At 65.1% G+C, this 24,283-nt stretch carries 20 protein-coding genes; 15 read left to right on the top strand and 5 right to left on the bottom strand.

The features are described 5' to 3' along the window. Positions 1 to 144: 144 nt before the first annotated feature. Entirely contained in the window at positions 145 to 570 is a 426-nt protein-coding gene (locus QA642_RS46150) for a DUF1330 domain-containing protein (protein WP_283087114.1), read from the top strand. Beyond that, positions 571 to 711, top strand: coding sequence for a hypothetical protein (locus tag QA642_RS46145; RefSeq protein ID WP_283082766.1), 141 nt, complete (start codon positions 571 to 573; stop codon positions 709 to 711). On the opposite strand, the gene QA642_RS46140 is transcribed toward QA642_RS46145, so the two are convergent. The 3 genes from QA642_RS46140 to QA642_RS46130 form a co-directional block, all read right to left on the bottom strand. Beyond that, entirely contained in the window at positions 708 to 1,934 is a 1,227-nt protein-coding gene (locus tag QA642_RS46140) for an ABC transporter substrate-binding protein (protein WP_283082765.1), read from the bottom strand. The two genes, QA642_RS46145 and QA642_RS46140, sit on opposite strands and share 4 nt — an antisense overlap. 363 nt (positions 1,935 to 2,297) lie before the next feature. Beyond that, the gene (locus QA642_RS46135; protein WP_283082764.1) at positions 2,298 to 3,524 is read right to left on the bottom strand and encodes an ABC transporter substrate-binding protein; all 1,227 of its coding nucleotides are present in this window, start codon (positions 3,522 to 3,524) and stop codon (positions 2,298 to 2,300) included. Positions 3,525 to 3,669: 145 nt separating this feature from the next. Further along, positions 3,670 to 4,035: a DUF1304 domain-containing protein gene (locus QA642_RS46130; protein ID WP_283082763.1), complete on the bottom strand. Its 366-nt coding sequence runs from the start codon at positions 4,033 to 4,035 to the stop codon at positions 3,670 to 3,672. A 92-nt stretch (positions 4,036 to 4,127) separates the two neighbouring features. Between QA642_RS46130 and QA642_RS46125 the strand changes: the two genes are divergently transcribed. Continuing rightward, positions 4,128 to 4,658 carry a methylated-DNA--[protein]-cysteine S-methyltransferase gene (locus QA642_RS46125; protein ID WP_283082762.1) on the top strand — a complete coding sequence of 177 codons (531 nt, stop codon included), beginning with the start codon at positions 4,128 to 4,130 and terminating at the stop codon, positions 4,656 to 4,658. A gap of 156 nt (positions 4,659 to 4,814) precedes the next feature. On the opposite strand, the gene QA642_RS46120 is transcribed toward QA642_RS46125, so the two are convergent. After that, positions 4,815 to 7,604 carry a [protein-PII] uridylyltransferase gene (locus QA642_RS46120; protein WP_283082761.1) on the bottom strand — a complete coding sequence of 930 codons (2,790 nt, stop codon included), beginning with the start codon at positions 7,602 to 7,604 and terminating at the stop codon, positions 4,815 to 4,817. A gap of 205 nt (positions 7,605 to 7,809) precedes the next feature. On the opposite strand from QA642_RS46120, the gene QA642_RS46115 reads away from it, so the two are divergent. The 6 genes from QA642_RS46115 (at position 7,810) to QA642_RS46090 (ending at position 14,191) form a co-directional block, all read left to right on the top strand. Beyond that, positions 7,810 to 8,781 (top strand): aliphatic sulfonate ABC transporter substrate-binding protein, encoded by a 972-nt coding sequence (locus QA642_RS46115; RefSeq protein WP_283082760.1) that lies wholly within the window; start codon positions 7,810 to 7,812, stop codon positions 8,779 to 8,781. A 236-nt stretch (positions 8,782 to 9,017) separates the two neighbouring features. Next, on the top strand, positions 9,018 to 9,863 hold the full coding sequence (locus QA642_RS46110) for an ABC transporter permease (RefSeq protein WP_283082759.1): 846 nt from the start codon (positions 9,018 to 9,020) through the stop codon (positions 9,861 to 9,863). Positions 9,864 to 9,867: 4 nt separating this feature from the next. After that, positions 9,868 to 10,653 (top strand): ABC transporter ATP-binding protein, encoded by a 786-nt coding sequence (locus tag QA642_RS46105; protein WP_283082758.1) that lies wholly within the window; start codon positions 9,868 to 9,870, stop codon positions 10,651 to 10,653. A 54-nt stretch (positions 10,654 to 10,707) separates the two neighbouring features. Then, the gene (locus QA642_RS46100; RefSeq protein WP_283082757.1) at positions 10,708 to 11,217 is read left to right on the top strand and encodes an OsmC family protein; all 510 of its coding nucleotides are present in this window, start codon (positions 10,708 to 10,710) and stop codon (positions 11,215 to 11,217) included. 243 nt (positions 11,218 to 11,460) lie between these two features. After that, positions 11,461 to 12,261, top strand: coding sequence for a hypothetical protein (locus tag QA642_RS46095; protein WP_283082756.1), 801 nt, complete (start codon positions 11,461 to 11,463; stop codon positions 12,259 to 12,261). Between the two features lie 253 nt (positions 12,262 to 12,514). Further along, a complete protein-coding gene (locus tag QA642_RS46090) occupies positions 12,515 to 14,191 on the top strand; it encodes a PAS domain-containing methyl-accepting chemotaxis protein (RefSeq protein WP_283082755.1) in 1,677 nt (558 codons plus the stop codon). Positions 14,192 to 14,312: 121 nt separating this feature from the next. Here QA642_RS46090 and mutS read toward each other — a convergent pair whose 3' ends face one another. Next, positions 14,313 to 17,051: a DNA mismatch repair protein MutS gene (gene mutS / locus QA642_RS46085; RefSeq protein ID WP_283082754.1), complete on the bottom strand. Its 2,739-nt coding sequence runs from the start codon at positions 17,049 to 17,051 to the stop codon at positions 14,313 to 14,315. 341 nt (positions 17,052 to 17,392) lie between these two features. Here mutS and pcaF point away from each other — a divergent pair, with 341 nt between their 5' ends. The 6 genes from pcaF (at position 17,393) to QA642_RS46055 (ending at position 24,166) form a co-directional block, all read left to right on the top strand. Beyond that, a complete protein-coding gene (gene pcaF, locus QA642_RS46080) occupies positions 17,393 to 18,601 on the top strand; it encodes a 3-oxoadipyl-CoA thiolase (protein WP_283082753.1) in 1,209 nt (402 codons plus the stop codon). Between the two features lie 207 nt (positions 18,602 to 18,808). Further along, entirely contained in the window at positions 18,809 to 19,702 is an 894-nt protein-coding gene (locus QA642_RS46075) for a dioxygenase (RefSeq protein WP_283082752.1), read from the top strand. 107 nt (positions 19,703 to 19,809) lie between these two features. After that, positions 19,810 to 20,511, top strand: coding sequence for a protocatechuate 3,4-dioxygenase subunit beta (pcaH, locus tag QA642_RS46070; protein ID WP_283082751.1), 702 nt, complete (start codon positions 19,810 to 19,812; stop codon positions 20,509 to 20,511). Beyond that, positions 20,511 to 21,113 carry a protocatechuate 3,4-dioxygenase subunit alpha gene (gene pcaG, locus QA642_RS46065; protein ID WP_283082750.1) on the top strand — a complete coding sequence of 201 codons (603 nt, stop codon included), beginning with the start codon at positions 20,511 to 20,513 and terminating at the stop codon, positions 21,111 to 21,113. Before pcaH ends, pcaG begins: the two co-directional genes overlap by 1 nt. 226 nt (positions 21,114 to 21,339) lie before the next feature. Further along, complete coding sequence (locus QA642_RS46060; RefSeq protein ID WP_283082749.1) at positions 21,340 to 23,028, top strand: methyl-accepting chemotaxis protein; 1,689 nt, start codon at positions 21,340 to 21,342, stop codon at positions 23,026 to 23,028. Between the two features lie 49 nt (positions 23,029 to 23,077). Beyond that, complete coding sequence (locus QA642_RS46055) at positions 23,078 to 24,166, top strand: phosphotransferase (protein WP_283082748.1); 1,089 nt, start codon at positions 23,078 to 23,080, stop codon at positions 24,164 to 24,166. The last annotated feature ends 117 nt before the right edge of the window (positions 24,167 to 24,283 follow it).

Here is a 24,283-nt window from a genome sequence, read left to right as displayed (position 1 = left end):
CCCCGCCGCACGCTAGCGGTCGCTGTTTAAGGCCCGGTTACCCCGGCGTTAACGCGCGATTAGGAGATGCGGCCTTCGCCCGCCGCAGTTCCGCTTCGCGGGCGTTGGAGTTAGGATCGAATGCGTAAAGAAGAGGGAGATCGCATGGGCCACATCGATCCGACCAAGGAGATTTTCGCACAGTTCCGGGACAACGACCGCCCGGGTCCGATCCACATGCTCAACCTGGTCCGGTTGCGGAAGGAAGCCGCCTATCCCGATGGCCGCAAGGCCAGCGGCGCGGAAGCCTATGCGGCCTATGGCCGGGAGAGCGGTCCGGTGTTCGAACGCCTCGGCGGTCGCATCGTCTGGCAGGGCAAATTCGAGCTGATGCTGATCGGCCCGCAGGAGGAGCGCTGGGACCATTGCTTCATCGCGGAATACCCGAGCGTCGCCGCCTTCGTCGAGATGATCCGCGATCCCGTCTATCGCGAGGCGGTGAAGCACCGGCAGGCGGCGGTGGAGGACTCGCGCCTGATCCGCCACGCCGTGCTGCCGGTGGGCAAGAATTTTGGGGAGATACCGGAGTGAATGCCATTGGGCGAATCTCTCTCCATCGTCATGGCCGGGCTTGACCCGGCCATCCACGCCTTCCGTTGTCGCCCCAAGAAGGTGGATGCCCGGGACAAGCCCGGGCATGACGTCGTCGAGGAAGTTGTTTCCGAGAACTAACCCGCCGGCCCCGCATCCTCCAGGATCGGGCCGAACAGCTCCCAGCGCTCGCCGTTGAACTTCATCATCTGAAGCTGCTTGTTGACCCGGTAGTCGGTGGCCGAGGTGTTGGCCTTGATGCCGGGTAGAGCGATGTCGCCGGTGACGTCCTTCAGCGAGGCCGCCTGCTTCATGACGTTCTCGCGCGTCAGGTTGTCGCCGCACTGCTGGAGCACGTGGGCAAGCAGCTGGGCGGTGCCGTAGCCGTAGGTGTTGAAGTTCGAATCCTTGTCGCCGTCGGGATAATACTTCGCCATGAAGTCGAGATAGCGCTTCATGCCGGCGTCGTCCTTCCAGGTCGGATCGAGCGGATCCTTGCCGTAATTGACGCTGATGACGCCCTTGGCGGCCTCGAGCCCCGCCGGCTTCATCACCGCGCCGACCGAGGTGGCGTTGATGTCGACGATCTGCACCGGATGCCAGCCGAGCTCGGCGATCTTCTTGATCGCCTGTGCCGCCTGCTTCGGCGTGGTGGCGCTGAAGAACAGATCGGCGCCGGCGTCCTTGATCTTGAGGATCTGCGAATCCACGGTCGGATCGGAGACCTCGTAGGATGCTTCGGTCACGATCATCTTGGCGGCCTTGTCGCCGAGGCCGGCCTTGAGGCCGTTCAGATAGTCCTTGCCGAGGTCGTCATTCTGATAGAGCACGCCGATCTTGGCGTTCGGATGCTCCTTTATGATGTACTGGCCGTAGATGCGGCCTTCGACGAAGTAGTTCGGGTTGTAGCCCATGGTCCACGGGAAATTCTTGGGATCCGTGAACTTCGAGGCGCCGGTCGCCGCGAACAGTTGCGGTACCTTCTTGGCATTGAGATATTTCTGCACGGCCGCGTTCGAGGGCGTGCCGATGATCTGGAAGGTCAGCAGCACCTCGTCGCTCTCGACGAGCTTGCGCACCTGCTCCACGGCCTTCGGCGGCGAATAGGCATCGTCATACTGGATCAAATTGATCTTACGGCCGTTGATGCCGCCCTGGTCGTTGATCATCTTGAAATAGGCGGCCTGGGTCTTGCCGATCGACGCATAGGCCGACGCCGGTCCCGAGAACGGCACGGTCTGTCCGACCTTGATCTCGGTGTCGCTCGCGCCCGGATCATATTTTTTCTGGGCATTGGCCGCAGAGATCGACAGCGCGAGGGTCAGCGCCGTCGCCGTGGCCAGATGCAGAATTCCATTCCTCATTCGCAATTTCCTCAGCTTGTTTTTCCGACGGTCTGCCGGGCGCACTGCGCGCCCGATGCCATCGCTGAGGAGGAGTGTGGAGGAACGATTGCTGCGACGCAAGGTGGGCGTGGCGAGCCGTTCGTAGAGGCATTACTTCAGCCCCGCACTCCGCTGCGTTCCCTCCCCCCTTGCGGGGGAGGGCTAGGGAGACGGGTCGCCGCGGGCGAGAGCAGTGCTTTGAAGCGCAGACGCAGCAGTCGAATGCGAGGAGAGCGCGGTCACGGCATGATCGACAGGCCTTGCCGTGTGGCGCCCCTCTCCCCAACCCTCCCGCAAGGGGGGAGGGAGCGAGAGAGCGTCCGCTGCCGCCTAAGAGACGAACTAACCCGACGGACCCGTGTCCTCGATGATCGGTCCGAACAGCTCCCAGCGTTCGCCGTTGAACTTCATCATCTGCATCTGCTTGTTGACGCGGTAGTCGTTCGGCCCGGTGTTGATCTTGATGCCGGGCAGCGCGAAGCTCGGGGTGAAGTCCTTGATGTTGGCGACCTGCTTCATCACGTTCTCGCGCGACAGGTCGTCGCCGCACTGCTTCAGCACCTGCACCAGCAGCTCCGCCACCGAATAGGCATAGGTGTTGACGGTGTTGAGCTTGTCTCCTTCAGGGAAATACTTGTCCATGAAGGCGAAGAACGCCTTCACGCCGGGATCGTCCTTCCACTGCGGATCGCCCGGCTCCTTGCCGTATTGGGTCGAGATGATGCCCTTGGAGATGTCGAGGCCGGCCGGCTTCAAAGTCGCCGAGATCGGGCTCGCATTGATGTCGAGGATATGCACCGGCGTCCAGCCGAGGTCGGCGAGCTTCTTGATCGCCTGCGCCGCGAATTTGGGCGTCGAGGCATCATAGAACAGATCGACGCCCATCGACTTCAGCTTCACCACCTGCGAATCCACCGTGGGATCGGTGACCTCGTAGGAGACCTCGCCGACGATCATGCTGGCGGCCTTGTCGCCGAGGCCGCTCTTGAGGCCCGCGAGATAGTCGCGGCCCATGTCGTCGTTCTGGTAGAGCACGCCGATCTTGGCGTTGGGATGCTCCTTGAGAATGTACTTCGCGTAGATCCGTCCCTCGGACACGTAGTTGGGATTGTAGGCGATGGTCCAGGGATAGTTTTGCGGATCGTTGAAGCGCGCAGCGCCGGTCGAGGCGAGCAGCTGCGGGATCTTCTTGCCGTTGAGATATTTCTGCACCGCGGCGTTGGCGGCGGTGCCGATGATCTGGAAGGTGAACAGCACCTCGTCGCCTTCGACGAGCTTGCGCACCTGCTCGACCGTCTTCGGCGGCGAATAAGCGTCGTCATACTGGATCAGGTTGATCTTGCGGCCGTTGATGCCGCCTTGATCATTGATCATCTTGAAGTAGGCGGCCTGGGTCTTGCCGATATTGGCGTAGACGGAGTAGGCGCCGGAGAACGGCACGGTCTGGCCGATCTTGATCTCGGTGTCGCTCGCACCGGTATCGTACTTCTTCTGTGCGAGGGCTTGGTTGGCGGAGAACGCAAAGGCGAGCGCCGCCGTGGCAGCTAGATAGGCTCTGCGAGTCTTCATGTTGGGATGTTCCTCCTGACGGGATTTTCCGGCCGACGGTCTTTTCCCGTTGATTGCAACGGTCGCCATCGCTGCCGGAGAGTGTGGAGGAACGCGAGGTGCCGCGCAAGGATCGCGGCGGGCGTTGTAGCGTCTCAGGTCAGGACTATTGGGCCAGGAACAATGCAGCCAAGGCGACCGCCGCTGGCAGCGCCTGCACGATCAGGATGCGCGTGCTGACGGTCGCTGCACCGTAAGCCCCGGCCACGATCACGCAGAGCAGGAAGAAAACCTTGATCTGGAACGCGAACGCCGGATTGCCGTGGACCAGACCCCAGATCAGGCCGGCGACGAGGAAGCCGTTATAGAGTCCCTGGTTGGCGGCGAGCACTTTCGTGATCTCGGCCTTCTCAGGCGTGTTGCGAAACACCTTCAAACCCATCGGCTTGGTCCAGAGGAACATCTCCAGGACCAGGAAGTAGGCGTGCAGTGCGGCGACCAGCGCCACCAGGATATTGGCGATTAGAATCAAGGTGAGCTCCCCCAAAGCGTCAGCTTTCGGGTGGACGTTAGCACGGCCGCCATGGCAAACGCGATGCTGTGTTTCGACGCCATGGTGCCGCAATGCCCGCTCGATCAACCAGACCGTCTGTAAGCTTCCGCCTCGATCGCCTGCCGACACCGATAGGGGTCGCGCTGCTCGTCACCGATGCCGAGGGCAATCTTCGTGCGCTCGATTGGGAGGATTACGAGCACCGCATGCGCGAGCTGTTGCGCCTGCGCTACGGCGCGGTGGATCTGGCCGATCGGCCTGCGCCCACCCAGATGCGGACGGCGCTGTCGAATTATTTCGAAGGTGATCTCGGCCAGCTCTCAAGCATCGCATGGCGGATCGCCGGCACGCCGTTCCAGCAGAAGGTCTGGACCGCGCTGGCGAAGATTCCCGCCGGCACGACGATGAGCTACGGCGCGATGGCCGCCAGGATCGAGATGCCGAAGGCCATTCGCGCCGTCGGCCACGCCAACGGCTCCAACCCGATCAGCGTCGTGCTGCCATGCCACCGACTGATCGGCGCGGATGGCTCGCTGGTGAAATATGGCGGCGGGCTGGAGCGGAAGAGGTGGCTGCTGCGGCATGAGGGGGTGGAGATTTAAAGGCCTGATGCAGGCCAATCTCTCCACTCGTCATTCCGGGAGGGCCCGAAGGGCCAGGCCCGGAATCCATAACCCCGGCTGGTGGATGTGGATTCCGGGCTCGCCGCTACGCGGCGCCCCGGAATGACGAAGGGAAAGAGATGCGCGCAACCAGCTTCACGCCGCCGGCTGCACCGCCTTGTCGCCGGCCATTACATGGGTCAGCGCGCTCTTGATCGCGGACTGCCGCGTCGGCGCATTGATCTGTGCGCCCAGGAGGTCGGTAACGTAGAACACGTCGCGGGCTCGCTCGCCGAAGGTCGCGACATGGGCTGACGCAATGTTGAGGTTGAGCTTCGAGATCGCGGTGGTCAGCTCATAGAGCAGGCCGGGCCGGTCGAGGCCGGAGACCTCGATCACGGTGTAGCGGTCGGACCATTGGTTGTTGATGGTCACCTCCGGCTCGATCACGAACGGCCGCGCCTTGCTGCGCACGGTGCGCCGCGCCACCACCTCGGGCAGGCGCAGCTTGCCTTCCAGCACGTCCTCGATCATCTCGCCGATCCGCGTGGCGCGCCGTCCCTCGTCCTCGTCGCGGTCGTATTCCCTGGAGATCGAGATGGTGTCGAGCGCGCGGCCGTCGGTCGTGGTGTAGATCTGGGCGTCGACGATGTTGGCGCCGGCCGAGGCGCAGGCACCGGCGATGATCGAGAGCAGCCAGGGATGGTCGGCTGCGAAGATCGTCAGCTCGGTGACGCCGCGCACCTCGTCGAAGCCGACATTGATCGCGAGCTTGTGGCCGGCCTGCTCGCTCGAGCGCACGAAGCGGGCGTGGCGGATCTTTCGCGGCAGCTCGACCTTGAGCCAGTAGGCCGGATAGTGCCGGGCGATATAGGCATCGAGCTCGTCCGCCGGCCATTCGGCGAAGGCGTTGCGGAATTCGGCGTAGGCGGCCGTGAGGCGCTTGCCGCGATCGACTTCCGAGAAGCCGCCGGTCAGCACCGGCTCGGTCTCGTAATACAGCGAACGCAGCAGCTGCGCTTTCCAGCCGTTCCAGACGCCCGGACCGACGCCGCGGATGTCGGCGGTGGTCAGGATGGTGAGCAGCTTCATCTGCTCGACCGACTGCACCACGGCGGCGAAATTCTCGATGGTCTTGCGATCCGAAAGGTCGCGCGACTGCGCGACCGTGGACATCGTGAGGTGCTCCTCGATCAGCCAGGCCACGAGCTCGGTGTCGGCCGGACTGAAGCCGAGCCGCGGGCACAGTCGGCGCGCGACCTTGGCGCCGGCGATCGAGTGATCCTCGGGCCGGCCCTTGGCGACGTCGTGCAGCAGCGTGGCGATGTAGATCACCGCGCGGTGCTCGGGGCGGGTCTTGCGCATCAGGTCGCTGGCGAGCGTGAACTCCTCGATGCCGCCGCGCTCGATGTCCTGGAGGAAGCCGATGCAGCGGATCAGGTGCTCGTCGACGGTGTAGTGATGATACATGTTGAACTGCATCATCGAGACGATCTTGCCGAAGGCGCGGATGAAGTGGCCGAGCACGCCGGTCTCGTTCATCCGCCGCAGCACGATCTCCGCATTGTCGGAGGTCAGGATCTCCATGAACAGCCGGTTGGCCTCGGAGTTCTCGCGCAGCTGCGCGTTGATCAGGCCGAGCGAGCGTGTCACGTCGCGCATCGCGTCCGGATGGAAGGCGAGGTTGTTCTTCTGCGCGAGGCGGAAGATGCGGATCAGGTTGACCGGATCGTGCTTGAAGACGTCGGGTGCGGCGACGTTGATGCGGTTGTTGTCGACGATGAAGTCGTCGCTATCAGGCACGCGCCGCTTCACCGGCGTCGGGCGCAGCCGCGCCATCATCCGGCTCAAGACCGGCGCTGGCTTGGCCTGCTGGTCCTCGAGCTTGGCACAGAGGATGGCGGTGAGGTTGCCGACGTCCTTGGCGACCAGGAAGTAGTGCTTCATGAAGCGCTCGACGTCCTGCATGCCGGGATGCGAGGTGTAGCCGAGCCGGATCGCGATCTCGCGCTGGAGGTCGAAAGAGAGGCGCTCCTCGGCGCGGCCGCAGTAGAAATGCAGATTGCAGCGCACCGACCAGAGGAAATCGGCGCAGCGGCGGAAGGTGCGGTATTCCTGCGCGTCGAAGACGCCGCGCTCGACCAGCTCGTCGGTGTCGCGCACGCGATAGACGTATTTGGCAATCCAGAACAGCGTGTGCAGGTCGCGCAGCGCGCCCTTGCCGTCCTTGACGTTGGGCTCGACCAGATAGCGCGACTGGCCGCCGCGACGGTGCCGCTCCTCGCGCTCGGCGAGCTTCGCGGTGACGAATTCGGACGCGGTGCCCTGCACCACTTCCTTGTCGAAGCGCTCGACCAGCTCGTCGTAGAGCGGCTGGTCGCCGGTGAGGAAGCGCGTCTCCAGGATCGCGGTGCGGATGGTCATGTCGCCGCGCGCCTGGCGGATCGATTCGTCGACCGAGCGCGTGGCATGGCCGACCTTCAACCCCATGTCCCACAGGCAATAGAGAATGGCTTCGGCGACCTGCTCGCCCCAGGCGGTCTGCTTGTAGGGCAGGATGAAGAGCAGATCGATGTCGGACTCGGGCGCCATCAGGCCGCGGCCATAGCCGCCGGTCGCGACCACCGCCATGCGCTCGGCACCACTCGGAATCGGCGAGCGGTAGAGATGGCGGGTTGCTGCCGAATAGAGGATGCGGATGATCTCGTCCTGCACATGGCACAGCCGCTCGGCACAGCGCCTTCCGTGACGGTCCTTCAGCAGGATCGCCTGCGCCGCGGCGCGCGCCGCGATCAGCTCGGCCTTGAGCAGTTGTGCGACCGCGGTGCGGAACGCGTCCTCGCGTCCTTCATGCTTTTCGGCAAGGGCATCGACCGCGACGGTGATCCGCGCGGTATCGAAACGATCGTCCACCTCAGGCTTCTGCTCAGTCGCGACGCTGTCCATGTCTCACCGAATATAGAGTCTCATCGGATATAAGAGGTGACAGGCGCTGTCACCCGCCATTCTCAGGCAATAGTCGTTCCATGCTGGAAAGGTGCGGCTTTGGGCAAATCTGTTCTCGGCCGCCACGCTTTCAAGGGGCGGATTTTCTCGTTGACCTCTAGATATAACTCATTGAAAAACAATGAAGTTTTGGAGGAGACTGGGTATGACCTGGATGACACGACGCATTCTGCTCGCGGGAGCCATTGCGCTCGCCGCGACCCCCGCGGCAAAGGCGGCGGATCCGCTCAAGGAAATCCGCATCGACTGGGCGACCTACAATCCGGTGTCGATGGTCCTGAAGCAGAAGGGACTTCTGGAGAAGGAGTTCGCCAAGGACGGCATCACCATCACCTGGGTGCAGTCGGCCGGCTCCAACAAGGCGCTCGAATTCCTCAACGCCGGCTCGATCGATTTCGGCTCGACCGCCGGCTCGGCGGCGCTGGTCGCGCGCATCAACGGTAACCCGATCAAGTCGATCTATGTCTATTCGCGCCCCGAATGGACCGCGCTGGTGACGGGCAAGGATTCCAAGATCGCTGATGTCGCTGATCTCAAAGGCAAGCGCGTCGCGGTGACGCGCGGCACCGATCCGCACATCTTCCTGGTGCGCGCGCTGCTGGGTGCCGGTCTCACCGAAAAGGACATCACGCCGGTGCTGCTCCAGCACGCCGACGGCAAGACCGCGCTGATCCGCGGCGACGTCGATGCCTGGGCCGGTCTCGATCCGATGATGGCGCAGGCCGAGGTCGAGGAGGGCGCAAAGCTGTTCTATCGCAAGGCCGACGCCAACACCTGGGGCATCCTCAATGTGCGCGAGCAGTTCTTGAAGGACTATCCCGACGCCGCCCGCCGCGTGCTTGCGGTATATGAGGAGGCGCGAAAATATTCGCTGGCGAATTACGACGAGCTGAAGAAGACCTTCATCGCCGTGACGAAGCTGCCCGAGGCCGTCGTCGACAAGCAGCTCAAGGAGCGCACCGAGCTGACCCACAGCCGCATCGGCGCGCCCCAGCGCGAGTCGATCCTCGCCGCCGGCCTCGCGCTCCAGCAAGCCGGCGTCGTCGACGCCAAGGTCGACGTGAAGGCGACGCTAGATGCGCTGATCGACGACCAGGTCCCGCTGCCGACGAATTAGTCGGCAGGGAAGAGGCACGCGCGCGCAGCAAATTCCGTCGTCGTCCCGGGGCGCGAAGCGAGCCCGGGACCCATAGCCACAGGGCGTGGTTTGGCGCGAAGGCGGTCACTCCGAGTCCCCGTAACCACATCGTCCTGTGGTTATGGGCCCCGGATCTTCGCTTCGCTTGTCCGGGGCGACAACCGAGATTGCCGCACGCCCTTGCATTCCCTCATCAGACGCGCTTCCTACCGGCCATGATCTCTGACGCGCCAGTCCTGCAGCAAACTTCGGAACCCGCCGAACGTGCTGCCGCGCCCTCGCGGCTGTCGCGCTATGGGCGGCCGATGCTGGGGCTGCTGTTGCCGATCACACTTGCGCTCGGCTGGGAGCTCGTGGTTTTTCTGGGCTGGTCCAACGGTCGCCTGGTGCCGCCGCCCTCGCGCGTGTTCGCCACCATCACCGAGCTCGCCCGCTCCGGCGAGCTGGTCCGTCACATCGCCGCGACACTGTGGCGCGTCGGTCTCGGCTTTGCCTTCGGCGTGGTGGCGGGCACGCTGTTAGGTGCCATCTCCGGCTATTGGTCGCTGGCGCGGCGGCTGCTTGATCCGACTGTGCAGGCGCTGCGCGCGATCCCCTCGCTCGCCTGGGTGCCGCTGTTCATCCTCTGGCTCGGCATCTTCGAGACCTCGAAGATCGCGCTGATCGCGGTCGGCGTGTTCTTCCCGGTTTATTTGGGCGTGATGGGTGCGATCCTGTCGGTCGATCGCAAGATCGTCGAGGTCGGCCGCACCTTCCGCCTCTCCGGCTTTGCCATGATCCGGCGCATCCTGCTGCCGGCGGTGCTGCCGGCCTATGTCGTGTCCTTGCGCGTCGGTCTCGGTCTCGGCTGGATGTTCGTGGTCGCCGCCGAGCTGATCGGCGCCTCCGAAGGTCTCGGTTATCTCCTGCTCGACGGCCAGCAGCTCGGCAAGCCTGCGCAGATTCTCGCCGCCATCGTGATCTTCGCCATCCTCGGCAAGCTCACCGACTGGCTGATCGAGGTCGCGGCCGCGCCATTCCTGCGCTGGCAGGACGCCTTCTCCCGCGCGAGGGGAGCCTAACGCGATGCTGGCACTCGACCGGGTCAGCAAGACCTATCCCAACGGCGTCGAGGCGCTGGCGCGCTTCTCCGCCGAGATCAAACAGGGCGAGATCATCGCCATCATCGGCGGCTCGGGCTGCGGCAAGTCCACATTGCTGCGCGCCATCGCCGGCCTCGACCGCGCCAGCTCCGGCACGGTGACGCTCGACAGCGAAGCGATCTCTTCGCCGCACGCCAAGATCGGCATCATCTTCCAGGAGCCGCGGCTGCTGCCCTGGCTCAGCGTCGCCGACAATATCGGTTTTGGGCTCGCCGATCTGCCGGCGGCCGAGCGGCGCGACAAGGTCGCGCGCGCGCTCGATCGTGTTGGTCTCGCCGACAAGGCACAGGCGTGGCCGCGCGAGCTCTCCGGCGGACAGGCGCAGCGCGTCGCGATCGCCCGTGCGCTGGTGCCGCAGCCCGAGGTGCTGCTGCTCGACGAGCCGTTCTCGGCGCTCGATGCGTTCACCCGCAGGGATTTGCAGGATCATCTGCTCGATCTCTGGGCCGACACGCGCCCGACCTTGATCCTCGTCACACATGACGTCGACGAGGCCGTGGTGCTGGCCGACCGCGTGCTGGTGATGCGGCCGCGGCCGGGCCGGCTGTTCGACCAGATCGAGATCAATCTCGCCCGGCCGCGCGACCGCAACGCGCCGCTGTTCGAGACCTTCAAGCGGAGTGTGCTGAAGTCACTCGACCGCTCGCTCGACCGCAGCGTGCCCGACCGTGACGCAACCCAGGGTCCCGGTCAGGCCATGTGGTGGTGACATTCGCTCCTTAAGCCGGTACATCGGCAGGCGTATTTTCCGGGAGAGAACAACATGGACGCCGCCGAACTGCGCCAGATGCAGGCTCCGATCAAGGAACGCTACAAGACCGATCCCAAGGCCGCGATGATCACGCTGAAGGCCAAGGGCTCCACCGACAGCGAAGGCATCGCCTGCAAGGTCGAGACCGGCCGCGCCATCGCAATGGCCGGTTTGCACCCCGCCACCGGCGGCTCCGGCCTCGAGCTCTGCTCCGGCGACATGCTGCTGGAAGCCCTCGTCGCCTGCGCCGGCGTCACGCTGAAATCGGTGGCGACCGCGATCGAGGTGCCGCTGAAGACCGGCAACGTCTATGCCGAGGGCGATCTGGATTTCCGTGGCACGCTCGGCGTCGACAAGGAGACGCCGGTCGGCTTCGCCGCGATCCGCCTGCGCTTCGAGGTCGATACCGATGCACCGCAGGACAAGCTCGACCTCCTGCTGAAACTCACCGAGCGCTACTGCGTGGTCTACCAGACCATCAAGAACGGCCCGAAGGTTTCGGTGTCAATGCAGCGGATGTGACGCGAAGGCCCTAACCCAACAATCGGTGTCGTCCCGGGGCGCGCCGCTTGGCGCGAGCCGAGGGACCCATAGCCCCAGGCCGCAGTGACTTCAGACGGTCGTAGCTCCAGCTCTTTAACCACCACGGCCTGTGGTTATGGATTCCGGGCTCGCCCCAAGCGGCGCGCCCCGGAATGACGGACAGAATACTTCGCCTACATCCGGATCGGCGCTTCGCCTGTCCGCGACGACAAAAACAAAAAAATGTCCCTCGACCTCCACTTCATTCTCATTCTTCTCTTGCGCATGGCGATCGCGGCGGGGTTCGTCGTGTCGGCGTCGATCATCACCGAACGCTCCGGCCCGGTGATCGGCGCGCTGGTGGCGACGCTGCCGATCTCGGCGGGGCCATCCTATGTCTTCCTCGCCATCGACCATGACGCCGCCTTCATCGCGCAAGGCGCGCTGGCCAGCCTTCCGGTCAACGCCGCGACGATCGTCCTCGGGCTCACCTATGTCATGCTGGCGCAGCGGAACAATCTGCTGGTGAGCGCCGGAAGCGCGGTCGCGGTGTGGATCGTGCTCGCCTCCATCATCCGCCTGTTCGACTGGAGCTTGACGGCCGGCCTCGCCGTGAACCTGGTCGCTTTCGGCATCTGCATTCCGCTGCTCGCAAAGTACCGGCATGCGAAGATGCCGCTGGTGACGCGCCGCTGGTACGACATCCCGTTCCGCGCCTCGCTGGTGGCGACGCTGGTCGCGATCGTGGTCTCGACCTCGGGCTGGGTCGGCCCGCGGGTGAGCGGCGTCATCGCGCTCTACCCGATCGTGTTCACCAGCATCATGGTGATCCTGCATCCGCGCATCGGCGGTCCGCCGACTGCTGCCGTGCTCGCCAATTCCGCCTGGGGGCTGCTCGGATTCGGCATGGCGATTGCAGTGATGCACGTTGCGGTCGTGAAATTTGGATCGGCGATTGGTCTTTTTCTGGCGCTTGCAACCTGCGTGACGTGGAACTTGACGCTGTGGTGGAGTGGGCGCCGAAGACAGCGCATTGAAGCGTAAGCATTCCACACGGAATTTTTGCGGGGATTGGCCAGTAGTACTGCGGTGCTTGGCTGCGCGATTTCGATAGCGTCGTTAATTTAATCTTTGCGCCTTGTCCGTAAATATACCCGTCGGCTGTCGAGGCGGCCCTCATCAAATGCGGGCCTATGGTTCCGGTACACCCGAGTGACGGGCGAGCCGAAAATTTTCGAGCGCAAGAGCGACGCTGGCTGCGTCATGTAAAACGATTTCTCATCGAGGAGACATTTGGATGTTCGGTCGCAAGTCCCATAGTGATGCGCAGGCGCGGCTCGATGCCATTGGTCGCTCGCAGGCGATGATCGAATTCAAACTTGATGGGACGATCGTCACCGCCAACAAGAATTTTCTCGATGCCCTCGGCTATAGGCTCGAGGAAATCCAGGGCAAGCATCACTCCATGTTCGTGCCGGCCGACCAGCGCGAAACTTCCGAGTACAAGGCGTTCTGGGCCGCACTGAATCGTGGCGAGTATCAGGCGCGCGAGTTCAAGCGAATCGCGAAGGACGGCCATGAGGTCTGGATCGAAGCATCCTACAATCCGGTGCTCGACGGCAACGGCAAGGCGGTGATGGTCGCCAAGATCGCGACCGACATCACCGAGAAGAAGATCCGGAGCATGACGGACGCCTCGAAGATCGCCGCCAGCAGCCGCGCCCAGGCCGTGATCGAATTCAAGCTCGACGGCACCGTCGTCGCCGCCAACGAGAATTTCTGCAAGGCACTCGGCTATTCGCTCGCCGAGATCCAGGGCAAGCATCACAGCATGTTCGTCGCCCCCGCCGAACGCGACGGTGCGGCCTATCGCGAGTTCTGGGCCAAGCTCAACCGCGGCGACTACCAGGCCGGCGAGTTCAAGCGTATCGGCAAGGGCGGCCGCGAGGTCTGGATCCTCGCCTCGTACAATCCACTACTCGACGAGAGCGGCAAGCCGTTCGGCGTGGTCAAGTACGCAACAGACATTACCGCGGAAAAGCTGAAGAACGCCGATCTCGCCGGTCAGATCGCGGCGATCGACAAGGCCCAAGCCGTGATCGAATTCAACATGGACGGCACGATCATCACGGCGAACGCTAACTTCCTCGCTGCGCTCGGCTATTCGCTGGCCGAGATCAAGGGCAAGCATCACAGCATGTTCGTCGAGCCCAGTGAGCGCGACGGCGCGGCCTATCGCGAGTTCTGGGCCGCGCTCAACCGCGGCCAGTACCAAGCGGCCGAATACAAGCGCATCGGCAAGGGCGGCAAGGAGGTCTACATCCAGGCCTCCTACAACCCGATCCTCGATCTCAACGGCAAGCCGTTCAAGGTCGTGAAATACGCCACCGACACCACGCGGCAGGTGCTGGTCCGCATGGGCAACGAGCGCGTCCGCGGCATGATGGAATCGGTCGCCGCCGGCTCCGAGGAGCTCAACGCCTCGGTGCGCGAGATCTCCGAGGCGATGACCAAGTCGCGCGAGACCGCGATGAGCGCGGTGGATCAGGTCGCCGCCGCCGACGCGCAGGCGCAGCGCCTCACCGAGGCGGCGCAGGCGATGAGCGGCATCGTCGAGATGATCAACAGCATCACCGGACAGATCAACCTGCTCGCGCTCAACGCCACGATCGAATCCGCCCGCGCCGGCGAGGCCGGCCGCGGCTTCGCGGTGGTTGCGTCGGAAGTGAAGAGCCTTGCCAACCAGGCCAAGCAGGCGACCGACAAGATCGGCCAGGAGATCGGCAGCCTCAACGGCATCTCCGGCGACGTCGTCAGCGCGCTCGGCTCGATCAAGCAGGCCATCAACAACGTCAGCGAATACGTGACCTCGACCGCCGCCGCCGTCGAGGAGCAGAGCACGGTGACGAACGAGATGTCGACCAGCATGCAGCGCGCCGCCGCGGAAGCCGCAGCGATCGCGGCGCGGGCGTAGTCAAGCACTCGGAATCGTAGGGTGGGCAAAGGCGCGCACTTTGCGCGCCGTGCCCACCATCTATCCGATCTTGGCTGTGACATGGTGGGCACGCTTTCGCTTTGCCCACCCTACGGCACCGTCACTGCTTCGGCAGCTTGGCCTTCAACGCATAGAGCGCATCGAGCGCCTCGCGCGGCGACATCTCGTCCGGGTGCAGCGCCGTCACGGCTTCCATCAGCAGCTCGGCCTCGGTCGGCGGGACGGCTTCCGCGGCGGCGCGGGAGGGGACGGCGAACAGCGGCAGGTCGTCCACCAGCGCCCGCGCGGTCTGGCCGCGGTCCTGCGCCTCCAGCTTGGAGAGCACGGATTTGGCGCGCGTGATCACGGCGGGCGGCAGGCCGGCGAGCTTGGCGACCTGGATGCCGTAGGAGCGGTCGGCCGAGCCCGGCAGCACCTCGTGCAGGAACACGACATTGCCCTGCCATTCCTTCACCCGCACGGTCGCGTTGAACATCCGCGGCAGCTTGGCCGAGAGCGCGGTCAGCTCGTGATAATGCGTCGCGAACAGCGTGCGGCAGCGGTTGCTTTCGTGCAGGTGCTCGATCGCGGCCCAGGCGATCGAGAGGCCGTCGAAGGTCGCGGTGCCGCGGCCGATCTCGTCGAGGATGACGAGCGAGCGTTCGCCGGCTTGATTGAGGATCGCCGCGGTCTCGACCATCTCCACCATGAAGGTGGAGCGGCCGCGGGCGAGATCGTCGGCGGCGCCGACGCGCGAGAACAGGCGGTCGATGATGCCGATCCGCGCGCGCGTCGCCGGCACGAAGCTGCCGATCTGCGCCAGCAGTGCAATCAGCGCGTTCTGGCGCAGGAAGGTCGATTTACCCGCCATGTTGGGACCGGTCAGCAGCCAGAGCTGGCCGGATTTTTGCGCTGGGCCAGGCGAGAGGTCGCAGGCATTGGCGATGAACGGCTCGCCAGTGCGCCTCAAGGCCTGCTCGACCACGGGATGACGGCCGGCTTCGATGGCGAAGGCGAGCGACGAATCGACCTCAGGCCGCACATAGTTCTCGTCGACGGCGAGCTTGGCCAGCGAGGTCGCGACGTCGAGCAATGCAAAGCCTTGCGCCGCGGCGCGCAGATCGTCGCTGATCTCGAGCGCCTTGGCGCAGAGCTTCTCAAAAATTTCGAGCTCGAGGTTGAGTGCGCGGTCGCCGGCATTGGCGATCTTGGCCTCGATCTCGCCGAGCTCCGACGTGGTGAAGCGGACCTGGCCCGCCAGCGTCTGGCGGTGGATGAAGGTCGCGTTCAGCGGCGCCGACATCAGCTTGTCGCCATGCTGCGCGGTGACCTCGACGAAATAGCCGAGCACGTTGTTGTGGCGGATCTTGAGCGCCTTGACCCCGGTGTCGTCGGCGTAGCGCGCCTGCATCGAAGCGACCACGAGGCGCGAGGCATCGCGCAGGTTTCGCGCTTCGTCGAGCGCGGGCTCGTAGCCCGGGCGGACGAAGCCGCCGTCGCGCTTGATCAGCGGCAGCTGCTCGTCGAGCGCGCGGGCGAATTCGGATGCGAGCTCGCGCGACGGCCGCTGCAAGGCTGCCATCACGGCGGTGATCTCCTGCGGCGGTTGGTCGAGCTCGGAAAGCCGCGTCAGCACCTGATCGGCGGCGATGATGCCGTCGCGGATGCCCGCAAGGTCGCGCGGTCCGCCGCGGCCGACCGAGAGGCGGGCCAGCGCGCGCGACATGTCGGGCGCGCCGCGCAGGATGCTGCGGATGTCCTCGCGTGTGGCCGAGTCGGCAGCGAAAGTGCTGACCGCGTCGAGCCGCCGTGCGATCGCCGGCGCGTCCGTCAGCGGCGCTGCGAGCCGCTGCGCCAGCAGGCGCGAGCCCGCCGAGGTCACCGTGCAGTCGATGGCATCGAGCAGCGAGCCGCGGCGCTCGCCGGCGAGCGTCCGCGTCAATTCGAGATTGGCGCGCGTCGCCGGATCGATCGCCATGGTGGCGCCGGAAGCCTCGCGCGCGGGCGGCGACAGCGGCGGATGCTTGCCGACCTGGGTGCGGTCGACATAGGTGACAGCGGCGGCCGCAGCCGTTGCTTCCAGCCGCGTGAGCTGCGCCAGGCCATCCATGGTCGCGACCGCGAAATAGTCGCAGAGGCGCTTCTCGGCAGTAGCGCCATCGAAGACGTCGCGGGTCAGCGGCGTCACCGCCGGCAATTCGCGCAGGGTCTGGCTGAGCTCGTTGTCGCCATAGAGCGCGTCGGTGACGATCGCCTCGTTCGGGTTGATGCGCGCCAGCGTCGCGGCGAGCTCGCCACCCGAAACCTCGGTGACCATGAATTCGGCGGTCGAGATGTCGATCCAGGCGAGACCGAAGCGGTCGCCACCGGCGGACGAACGCGCGCGCGCGATCGCCAGCAGGTAATTGTTGGCGCGCGCATCGAGCAGCGTGTCCTCGGTCAGCGTGCCCGGCGTGACCAGCCGCACCACGCCGCGGCGCACGACGCTCTTGTTGCCGCGCGCTTTCGCCGCCGCAGGGTCCTCGGTCTGCTCGCAGACCGCGACCCGGTGGCCGGCGCTGATCAGGCGGTGCAGATAATCCTCGGAGCGCTCGACCGGCACGCCGCACATCGGGATGTCATTGCCCTGATGCTTGCCGCGCTTGGTCAGCACGATGCCGAGCGTCTTCGAGGCGATCTCGGCATCCTCGAAGAACAGCTCGTAGAAATCGCCCATCCGGTAGAACAGCAGCAAGCCCTGATGCGCAGCCTTGATCTCAAGGTACTGTTCCATCATTGGCGTGACGCGCGCGGCGGCTTCCGCCGGCGCGGCAGGCGCTTCGTCGGGCGGCGGTACGGGTATCGGTTGTTGCATGGTCATGGGCGGCGCAACCTACAAAATTTCGCCTGAGCGTCCTATCGGTTTGACTTGGAAGGGCGGGTTTTCCACGCTGTCCGTATGGCGGGATAATGAGCGCCACATTCTCGGTCGTCATTCCGGGGTGCGCCGTCAGGCGCAGGCCCGGAATCCATAACCCCGGCTCGTGGTTATGGATTCCGGGCTCGCGACTTCGTCGCGCCCCGGAATGACGGTTGGGTTTCATGGCTTTCGGTCGAATACGCCGCCCGCGAAACCGTCAATTGACCTGCCGCGGGCGCCCTCCTAATACTCCGCCGACATTGAAGAATTTGGCCGGATCGCGGCATTCAGGGAGAACAACGATGCGTGACGTCTTTATCTGCGATGCCGTGCGGACCCCGATCGGCCGTTTCGGCGGCTCGCTCGCCAAGGTGCGCGCCGACGACCTCGCCGCGGCCCCAATCAAGGCGCTGATGGCCAAGCACCCGAATCTCGATTGGGCGCAGGTGGACGAAGTGTTCTTCGGCTGCGCCAACCAGGCCGGCGAAGACAACCGCAACGTCGCGCGCATGGCGCTCCTGCTGGCGGGCCTCCCGGACTCGGTTCCCGGCCAGACGCTCAACCGCCTCTGCGCCTCCGGCCTCGATGCGGTCGGTGCGGCAGGCCGCGCCATCCGTTCCGGCGAGATCGAACTGGCCATCGCTGGCGGCGTCGAATCCATGACCCGCGCGCCCTTCGTGATGGGCAAGGCGCAGGAGGCCTTCTCGCGCTCCGCCGAGATCTTCGACACCACGATCGGCTGGCGCTTCATCAATCCGCTCTTGAAGGCGCAGTATGGCGTCGATGCCATGCCCGAGACCGGCGAGAACGTCGCCGAGGAGTTCCAGGTCTCGCGTGCCGACCAGGACGCCTTCGCGATCCGCTCGCAGCAGCGCGCCGGCAAGGCGATCGCAGCCGGCTATTTCGCCGAAGAGATCATCCCGATCACCATTCCCGGCGGCAAGGCTGGTCCCATCATGGTGGACAAGGACGAGCATCCGCGTCCCGAGACCACGCTGGAAGGCTTGGCCAAACTGAAGCCGATCGTGCGCAATCCCGGCACGGTGACCGCTGGCAACGCGTCGGGCGTCAATGACGGCGCCGCCGCCATGATCCTCGCCTCGGAGGCCGCGGTGAAGAAGCATGGTCTGACGCCGCGCGCGCGCATTCTCGGCCTCGCTTCGGCCGGCGTGCCGCCGCGCATCATGGGCATCGGCCCGGTGCCCGCGACCCGCAAGCTGATGGAGCGGCTGGGCAAGAAGATCAGCGATTTCGACCTGATCGAGCTCAACGAAGCCTTCGCTTCGCAGGGCATTGCCTGCATGCGCCAGCTCGGCGTCGCCGACGATGCCGACTACGTCAACCCGCATGGCGGCGCCATCGCGCTCGGCCATCCGCTCGGCATGAGCGGCGCGCGCCTCGCGCTCACCGCCGTGCACGGCATGGAGAAGCGCGGCGGCAAGCTCGCGCTCGCCACCATGTGCGTCGGCGTCGGCCAGGGTGTGGCCGTCGCGATCGAGAAGCTGAATTAAGACTCTGTCCTCCCCCTCTCCCCGTTCTTACGGGGAGAGGGTTGGGGTGAGGGGCATCTCTCCGCGGATGAGATGGCTTTGGGACCTGTACCCCCTCACCCGGATTGCTGCGCAATCCGACCTCTCCCCGCAAGCGGGCCGAGGTGAAGAGTCCGGGCCGCTCGTTTCACTCGCGCCCCGGAACGACCGGGTGGTTGGGAGACGAGCATGATCATCGAGCGCGAGCAGGACGTCACGGCTGCAGCCCTGGCGGTGATGGAGCGGACATCCGATCCGCGGCTCCGCCAGATCATGGTCTCGCTGGTCAAGCACCTCCACGCCTTCGTCCGCGACGTTCGCCTGACCGAGAAGGAGTTTCGCGATGCCACCGCGATCGTGGCCGAGCTCGGTAAGCTGACCACCGACACGCACAACGAAGTCGTGCTGATGGCGGGCTCGCTGGGCGTCTCTCCGCTGGTGTGCCTGCTCAACAATGGCGACAACGGTAATACCGAAACCGACCAGTCGCTGCTCGGGCCGTTCTGGCGGCTGAACTCGCCGCGGGTCGAGAATGGCGGATCGATCGTGCGCTCGGAAACGCCGGGGGCGCCGCTGTTCGTGAGCGGCCGCGTCGTCGACAAGGGCGGCCGTCCCGTCGCCGGTGCCGAGATCGATGTCTGGCATGCTTCACCGGTTGGTCTTTATGAGAACCAGGACCCTGAGCAGGCCGACATGAACCTGCGCGGCAAGTTCACGACCGACCAAGACGGGCGCTTCGCCTTCCGTTCGGTGATGATGGTCGGCTATCCCATTCCGACCAACGGCGTGGTCGGGCGCCTGTTGGAGGCGCAGAGCCGGCACCCCTATCGACCCGCGCATCTGCACGCCCTGATCTTCAAGCCCGGATTCAAGGTGCTGATCTCGCAGGTCTACGATCCCGCCGATCCGCATATCGACAGCGACGTGCAGTTCGGCGTGACGCAGGCGCTGATCGGCAAGTTCCAGCGCCATGATGCGCCGCATCCGACCGCGCCCGACGTCGCGACGCCCTGGTACTCGCTCGACCACACCTACCGACTCGACGCTGGGGAAGCCGTGCTGCCACGTCCGCCGATCAAATAGCGTCGGCGCAGGAGGCTTAAACCCGCTTCCCCCAATTAGTTATATCCTATAATGATTGGCGGAAGCGTTGACCGGCCGGACCAAAATGGCCGGGGAGGAGTTCGCCAATGACATTCATCTATCCCACCGACAGCAACAAGGCGCATCCGCTGCCGCTGTCGCCCGACTACAAGAGCTCGATCAAGCGCGCGCCGAACAAGCCCTTGATCCCGATGCGCCACACCTTGTCGGAGCTCACCGGCCCGGTCTATGGCCACGAGACCGTGCGCAAGGGCGACAACGACCTCACCACCCAGCATGCCGGCGAGCCGATCGGCGAGCGCATCATCGTGCACGGCCATGTCCGTGACGAGGACGGCCGCGGCGTGCCGAATTCGCTGGTCGAGATCTGGCAAGCCAATTCCTGCGGCCGCTATGTCCATGTCCGCGACCAGCATCCGGCGCCGCTCGATCCGAATTTCACCGGCGCGGGCCGCACCGTGAGCGATGCCGACGGCTATTACCGCTTCGTCACCATCAAGCCCGGCGCCTACCCTTGGGGCAATCACCACAACGCCTGGCGACCCGCGCACATCCATCTGTCGGTGTTCGGCCATTCCTTCGTCACGCGCCTGGTGACGCAGATGTATTTCCCTGCTGATCCGCTGTTTCCGTTCGACCCGATCTTCAACTCGGTGCCGGACGAGAAGGCGCGGGCGCGGATGGTGTCGTCGTTCGACCTCGAGAACACCCAGCCCGAATGGGCGCTGTGCTACCGCTTTGACATCGTGCTGCGCGGCAAGAACGCCACGCCTATGGAGAACCACTAGTGCAGGATTCTGTGAAGCCCAATGGGATCACGCCATCGCAGACCGTCGGTCCGTTCTTCAAATACGGCCTGACGCCGAACGGCGAGTACGCGTGGAACGACGCGTTCACCAACTCGACGCTGACGCCCGACGTCACCGGCGACCGCATCCGCATCGAGGGCCGGGTGTTCGACGGCGACGGCGTCGTCGTGCCCGACGTCATGCTGGAGATCTGGCAGGCGGATGCGCAGGGACGCTTTGCCGACCCGCAGGACAAGCGCGCGCTGCCGAACGCCAGCTTCCGCGGCTTTGCCCGCTGCGGCACCGACAAGGACGGCAATTATTCCTTCGACACCATCAAGCCGGGCGCAGTGCCGGATCCCGATGGCAAGCCGCAGGCGCCGCACATCGTGCTCGCGGTGTTCGGACGCGGCATGCTGCGGCATCTCTACACCCGGATCTATTTCAGCGACGAGGCCGGCAACGCCGCCGACCCCGTGCTGGCGCTGGTGCCGGCCGATCGCCGCGCCACGCTGACCGCGGTGCGCGAAGCCGGCAAGCCGGTCTACCGGCTCGATCTGCGGCTTCAGGGCGACAACGAGACGGTGTTCTTCGACGTCTAAGGCAATGCGTAGCGGCGACTCCCGGTCGCCGCTACGCGCTTCTCATTCAGCGCAAAATCGCAGCCGGTGCGCGTTTGAGCGTCAGTTCATTGACCCAAACCGATTGGCGGCACTTCTTCCCGTAGTTCTCCGGAGCTTTTCTTCTGCAACCTCTCCGCGAGGAAAGCCCGTATTTACCGTAGCGGTCTAGGGTCAGTGCGAATTTGATTCGCGCCCGGATTGCCCCATGAAAATTCGCCTGTCGTTGTCGTCCGCGATTATTGCGTTCGGAATCGTGCTGGCCATCGGCTTCACCGCGGTCGTCTCCACCAGTCTCTATGCGCTACGCGAACTCAAGGTCGGCGGTCCGCTCTATTCCGACATCAAGCTCGGCAATGACCTCATCGCCGACATCCTGCCGCCGCCGGAATACGTCATCGAGGCCTATCTCGAAGCCACCCTCGCCATGCGCGAGCCGGATCAGCTGGCGGCCCATGGCGAGCGCCTGGTCCAGCTCCGCAAGGATTACGACGAGCGCAAGGCTTACTGGGTCGCATCCAGCCTCTCGGCCGACCTGAAGACTGCCCTGGTGCAAAAATCCGATGCCGAGGTGCAGAAATTCTGGAAGGCGTCCGACCATGTGCTGCCGGCCCTCAAGGCCAAGGATACGGCTGCCGCCGAGCGCGCCTATGCGCAGCTCAAGGATGCCTACACCGCGCACCGCGCCGTCATCGACAGCATCGTCGAGAACGCCAACAAACAGAATGCCGCCATGGAGAAGCTGGCCGCGGACCGCGACAGCTCGATGCTTTACATCCTTCTCGGCGTCTCCGCCGCCGTCCTCGCCTTCATTGCCGCGGGTCTGCTCGGCGTTGCCGTCGGCGTGGTGCGACCGATCGTGCGGATGACCGGGGCGATGCAGAAGCTCGCGACCGGCGATCTCGGCGCCGATATTCCTTTCGCGCACCGTCAGGACGAGGTCGGCTCGATGGCGGGCGCGCTTCTGGTGTTCAAGCAGGCGGCGGTCGAGAATTCCCGCCTGCGTGAGGAGCAGCAGCGCCAGGAGCAGGAAGCCGTGCTCGCCAAGCGCTCTGCCCTGAACCAGATGGCCGAAACCGTGGAGCGCGAGACCGGCCGCTCGGTCGACACCGCGAGTGCGGCGAGCCAGGGCGTCGAGCGGGCCGCCTCCAGCCTGTCCGAGATCGCGAGGTCGCTGTCGGCGGAGTCGCAGGCGGTGGCCGCGGCCTCCACCCAGGCGCTGGGCAGCTCGCAGACCGTTTCGGTCGCGGCCGAACAGTTGAGCGCCTCGATCCGGGAGATCGCGACCCAGGTGGCGCGGACTTCGACCGTCACCAAATCGGCGGTCACCGGCCGTGAGCAGGCGCGTTCGACCATCCAGGCGCTGGCGGGCGCGGTGAAGAAGATCGCCGAGGTCTCGGATCTCATCGGCGGCATCGCCGGCCAGACCAATCTGCTGGCGCTCAACGCCACGATCGAGGCCGCGCGCGCCGGCGAAGCCGGCCGCGGCTTCGCGGTGGTCGCTGCAGAGGTGAAATCGCTGTCGGACCAGACCGCCAAATCCACCGAGGAGATCACGCGGCTGATCGCCGAGATCCAGACCTCGACCCAGGCCGCCGTCGATGCCGTCGAGAGCATGGGAGGCCACATCGTCGAGATCGACGGCGTCGCCACCTCGGTTGCCGCCGCGATGGGCGAGCAGGACGCCGCGACGCGGCAGATCGCCCGGTCGATCTCCGAATCGGCGTCCGCCGCCAAGGAGGTCTCAGCCAAGATCGGCAGTGTCAGCCGCGACGCTGCCTCCGTGAACGAACGCGCCACGGAGGTGAGGCAGGCGATCGCCGGCATGGCGGCCAATCTCGAACAGCTGCGGTCGGTCGTGGTCCGGACCGTGCGGGACTCGACCGCCGCGGCCTGAAGCCCGGCATCAGCTCTGCCGCTGGTGCCCGGAATTGCGATCGTGCAGTATGGCGCGGGACAGGGGCATCGTGGCCATGACACCTCCACAACTGCCGGCGGTCGTTGAGCCCGCCCAATTGACGACGGCGCTGCGCAGGGGCGGCGTGCTGGACGCCGGTGCCGTGCGCGAGGTGAAGGTGCTGCACCAGCGTGACACCGTCCTGTCGCACATCGTCCGCCTCGGCCTGCGCTATGTCGGGGAATCCGCCGGTGCCCCGCAATCGCTGATCCTGAAGACCGCGCATGCCGCCTTCGCAAAATCGCTTGCAGATGCCGGCCGGCACGAGGTGGCTTTCTACACGCAACTTGCGCCGAGCATGCCGCGGGGGCTCGCGCCGCGCAGCTTCGACGGCAGCTTCGACGAGGAGAGCCAGGCCTGGCATCTCCTGCTCGAGGATCTCACCGACAGCCATGTGCTCGCGACTCAATGGCCTCTGCCGCCGTCGCGCGAGCAGGCGATGGCCATCGTCACGACCCTGGCGCGCTGGCATGCGGCATGGTGGGACCATCCAGGCCTTGGCGATACCGTCGGCAGCTGGGCGAGCGCCGAGGACCGAGCGCAGCACATGGAGACCTTTGCCGGCCATTACGACCGTTTTGCCGATCTGCTCGGCGACCGCCTCAGCGAAGAGCGCCGCACCCTCTATCGCTGCCTGATCGAGCATTCGGCCCGGCTGTCCCAGCGCTATCAGTCACGGCGTCACATCAGCATTGCGCATGGCGATGCCCATATCTGGAATTTCCTGCTGCCGCGCCCCGGCGTCGCAGACACCGTGCGAATCTTCGATTTCGACCAATGGCGCGTCAACGTGCCCACGATCGACCTCGCCTACATGATGGCGACCCAATGGTATCCGCAGCAACGACAGACGCTCGAGCGGCCGCTGCTCAATCATTATCACGAGACGCTGATGGCCAATGGTGTCACCGGCTACACGCGCGGCGCGCTCGATCAGGACTATCGCCTGTCGGTGCTCTGGCAGATCACCAAGCCGGTCTGGCAATGGAGCATCAACATTCCGCCGCTGATCTGGTGGAACAACCTCGAGCGGGTGATGATGGCGGTCGAGGATTTGGGGTGCGAGGAGCTGTTGTAGAAGCTCGTGCAGCAAGCCGTCATTGCGAGGAGCACTTGCGACGAAGCAATCCAGGCTGCCGCCGCGGATACAGTCTGGATTGCTTCGCTGCGCTCGCAATGACGGTGCGAAGCGCTA

This window comes from Bradyrhizobium sp. CB2312 (assembly GCF_029714425.1).
GTDB lineage: Bacteria > Pseudomonadota > Alphaproteobacteria > Rhizobiales > Xanthobacteraceae > Bradyrhizobium.
This window is presented reverse-complemented; position numbering and strand designations above follow the sequence as displayed.

Excerpts from the sequence above, each read along its gene's own strand:
- QA642_RS46115 (WP_283082760.1), top strand. The coding sequence starts at position 7,810 with ATGACCTGGATGACACGACGCATTCTGCTCGCGGGAGCCATTGCGCTC.
- QA642_RS46110 (WP_283082759.1), top strand. The coding sequence starts at position 9,018 with ATGATCTCTGACGCGCCAGTCCTGCAGCAAACTTCGGAACCCGCCGAA.
- QA642_RS46095 (WP_283082756.1), top strand. The coding sequence starts at position 11,461 with ATGTCCCTCGACCTCCACTTCATTCTCATTCTTCTCTTGCGCATGGCG.
- QA642_RS46055 (WP_283082748.1), top strand. The coding sequence starts at position 23,078 with ATGGCGCGGGACAGGGGCATCGTGGCCATGACACCTCCACAACTGCCG.
- QA642_RS46060 (WP_283082749.1), top strand. The coding sequence starts at position 21,340 with ATGAAAATTCGCCTGTCGTTGTCGTCCGCGATTATTGCGTTCGGAATC.
- QA642_RS46090 (WP_283082755.1), top strand. The coding sequence starts at position 12,515 with ATGTTCGGTCGCAAGTCCCATAGTGATGCGCAGGCGCGGCTCGATGCC.
- QA642_RS46075 (WP_283082752.1), top strand. The coding sequence starts at position 18,809 with ATGATCATCGAGCGCGAGCAGGACGTCACGGCTGCAGCCCTGGCGGTG.
- QA642_RS46105 (WP_283082758.1), top strand. The coding sequence starts at position 9,868 with ATGCTGGCACTCGACCGGGTCAGCAAGACCTATCCCAACGGCGTCGAG.
- QA642_RS46100 (WP_283082757.1), top strand. The coding sequence starts at position 10,708 with ATGGACGCCGCCGAACTGCGCCAGATGCAGGCTCCGATCAAGGAACGC.
- mutS (WP_283082754.1), bottom strand. The coding sequence starts at position 17,051 with ATGACCATGCAACAACCGATACCCGTACCGCCGCCCGACGAAGCGCCT.
- QA642_RS46150 (WP_283087114.1), top strand. The coding sequence starts at position 145 with ATGGGCCACATCGATCCGACCAAGGAGATTTTCGCACAGTTCCGGGAC.
- pcaH (WP_283082751.1), top strand. The coding sequence starts at position 19,810 with ATGACATTCATCTATCCCACCGACAGCAACAAGGCGCATCCGCTGCCG.
- QA642_RS46140 (WP_283082765.1), bottom strand. The coding sequence starts at position 1,934 with ATGAGGAATGGAATTCTGCATCTGGCCACGGCGACGGCGCTGACCCTC.
- QA642_RS46145 (WP_283082766.1), top strand. The coding sequence starts at position 571 with ATGCCATTGGGCGAATCTCTCTCCATCGTCATGGCCGGGCTTGACCCG.
- QA642_RS46135 (WP_283082764.1), bottom strand. The coding sequence starts at position 3,524 with ATGAAGACTCGCAGAGCCTATCTAGCTGCCACGGCGGCGCTCGCCTTT.
- QA642_RS46120 (WP_283082761.1), bottom strand. The coding sequence starts at position 7,604 with ATGGACAGCGTCGCGACTGAGCAGAAGCCTGAGGTGGACGATCGTTTC.
- pcaF (WP_283082753.1), top strand. The coding sequence starts at position 17,393 with ATGCGTGACGTCTTTATCTGCGATGCCGTGCGGACCCCGATCGGCCGT.
- QA642_RS46125 (WP_283082762.1), top strand. The coding sequence starts at position 4,128 with ATGCCCGCTCGATCAACCAGACCGTCTGTAAGCTTCCGCCTCGATCGC.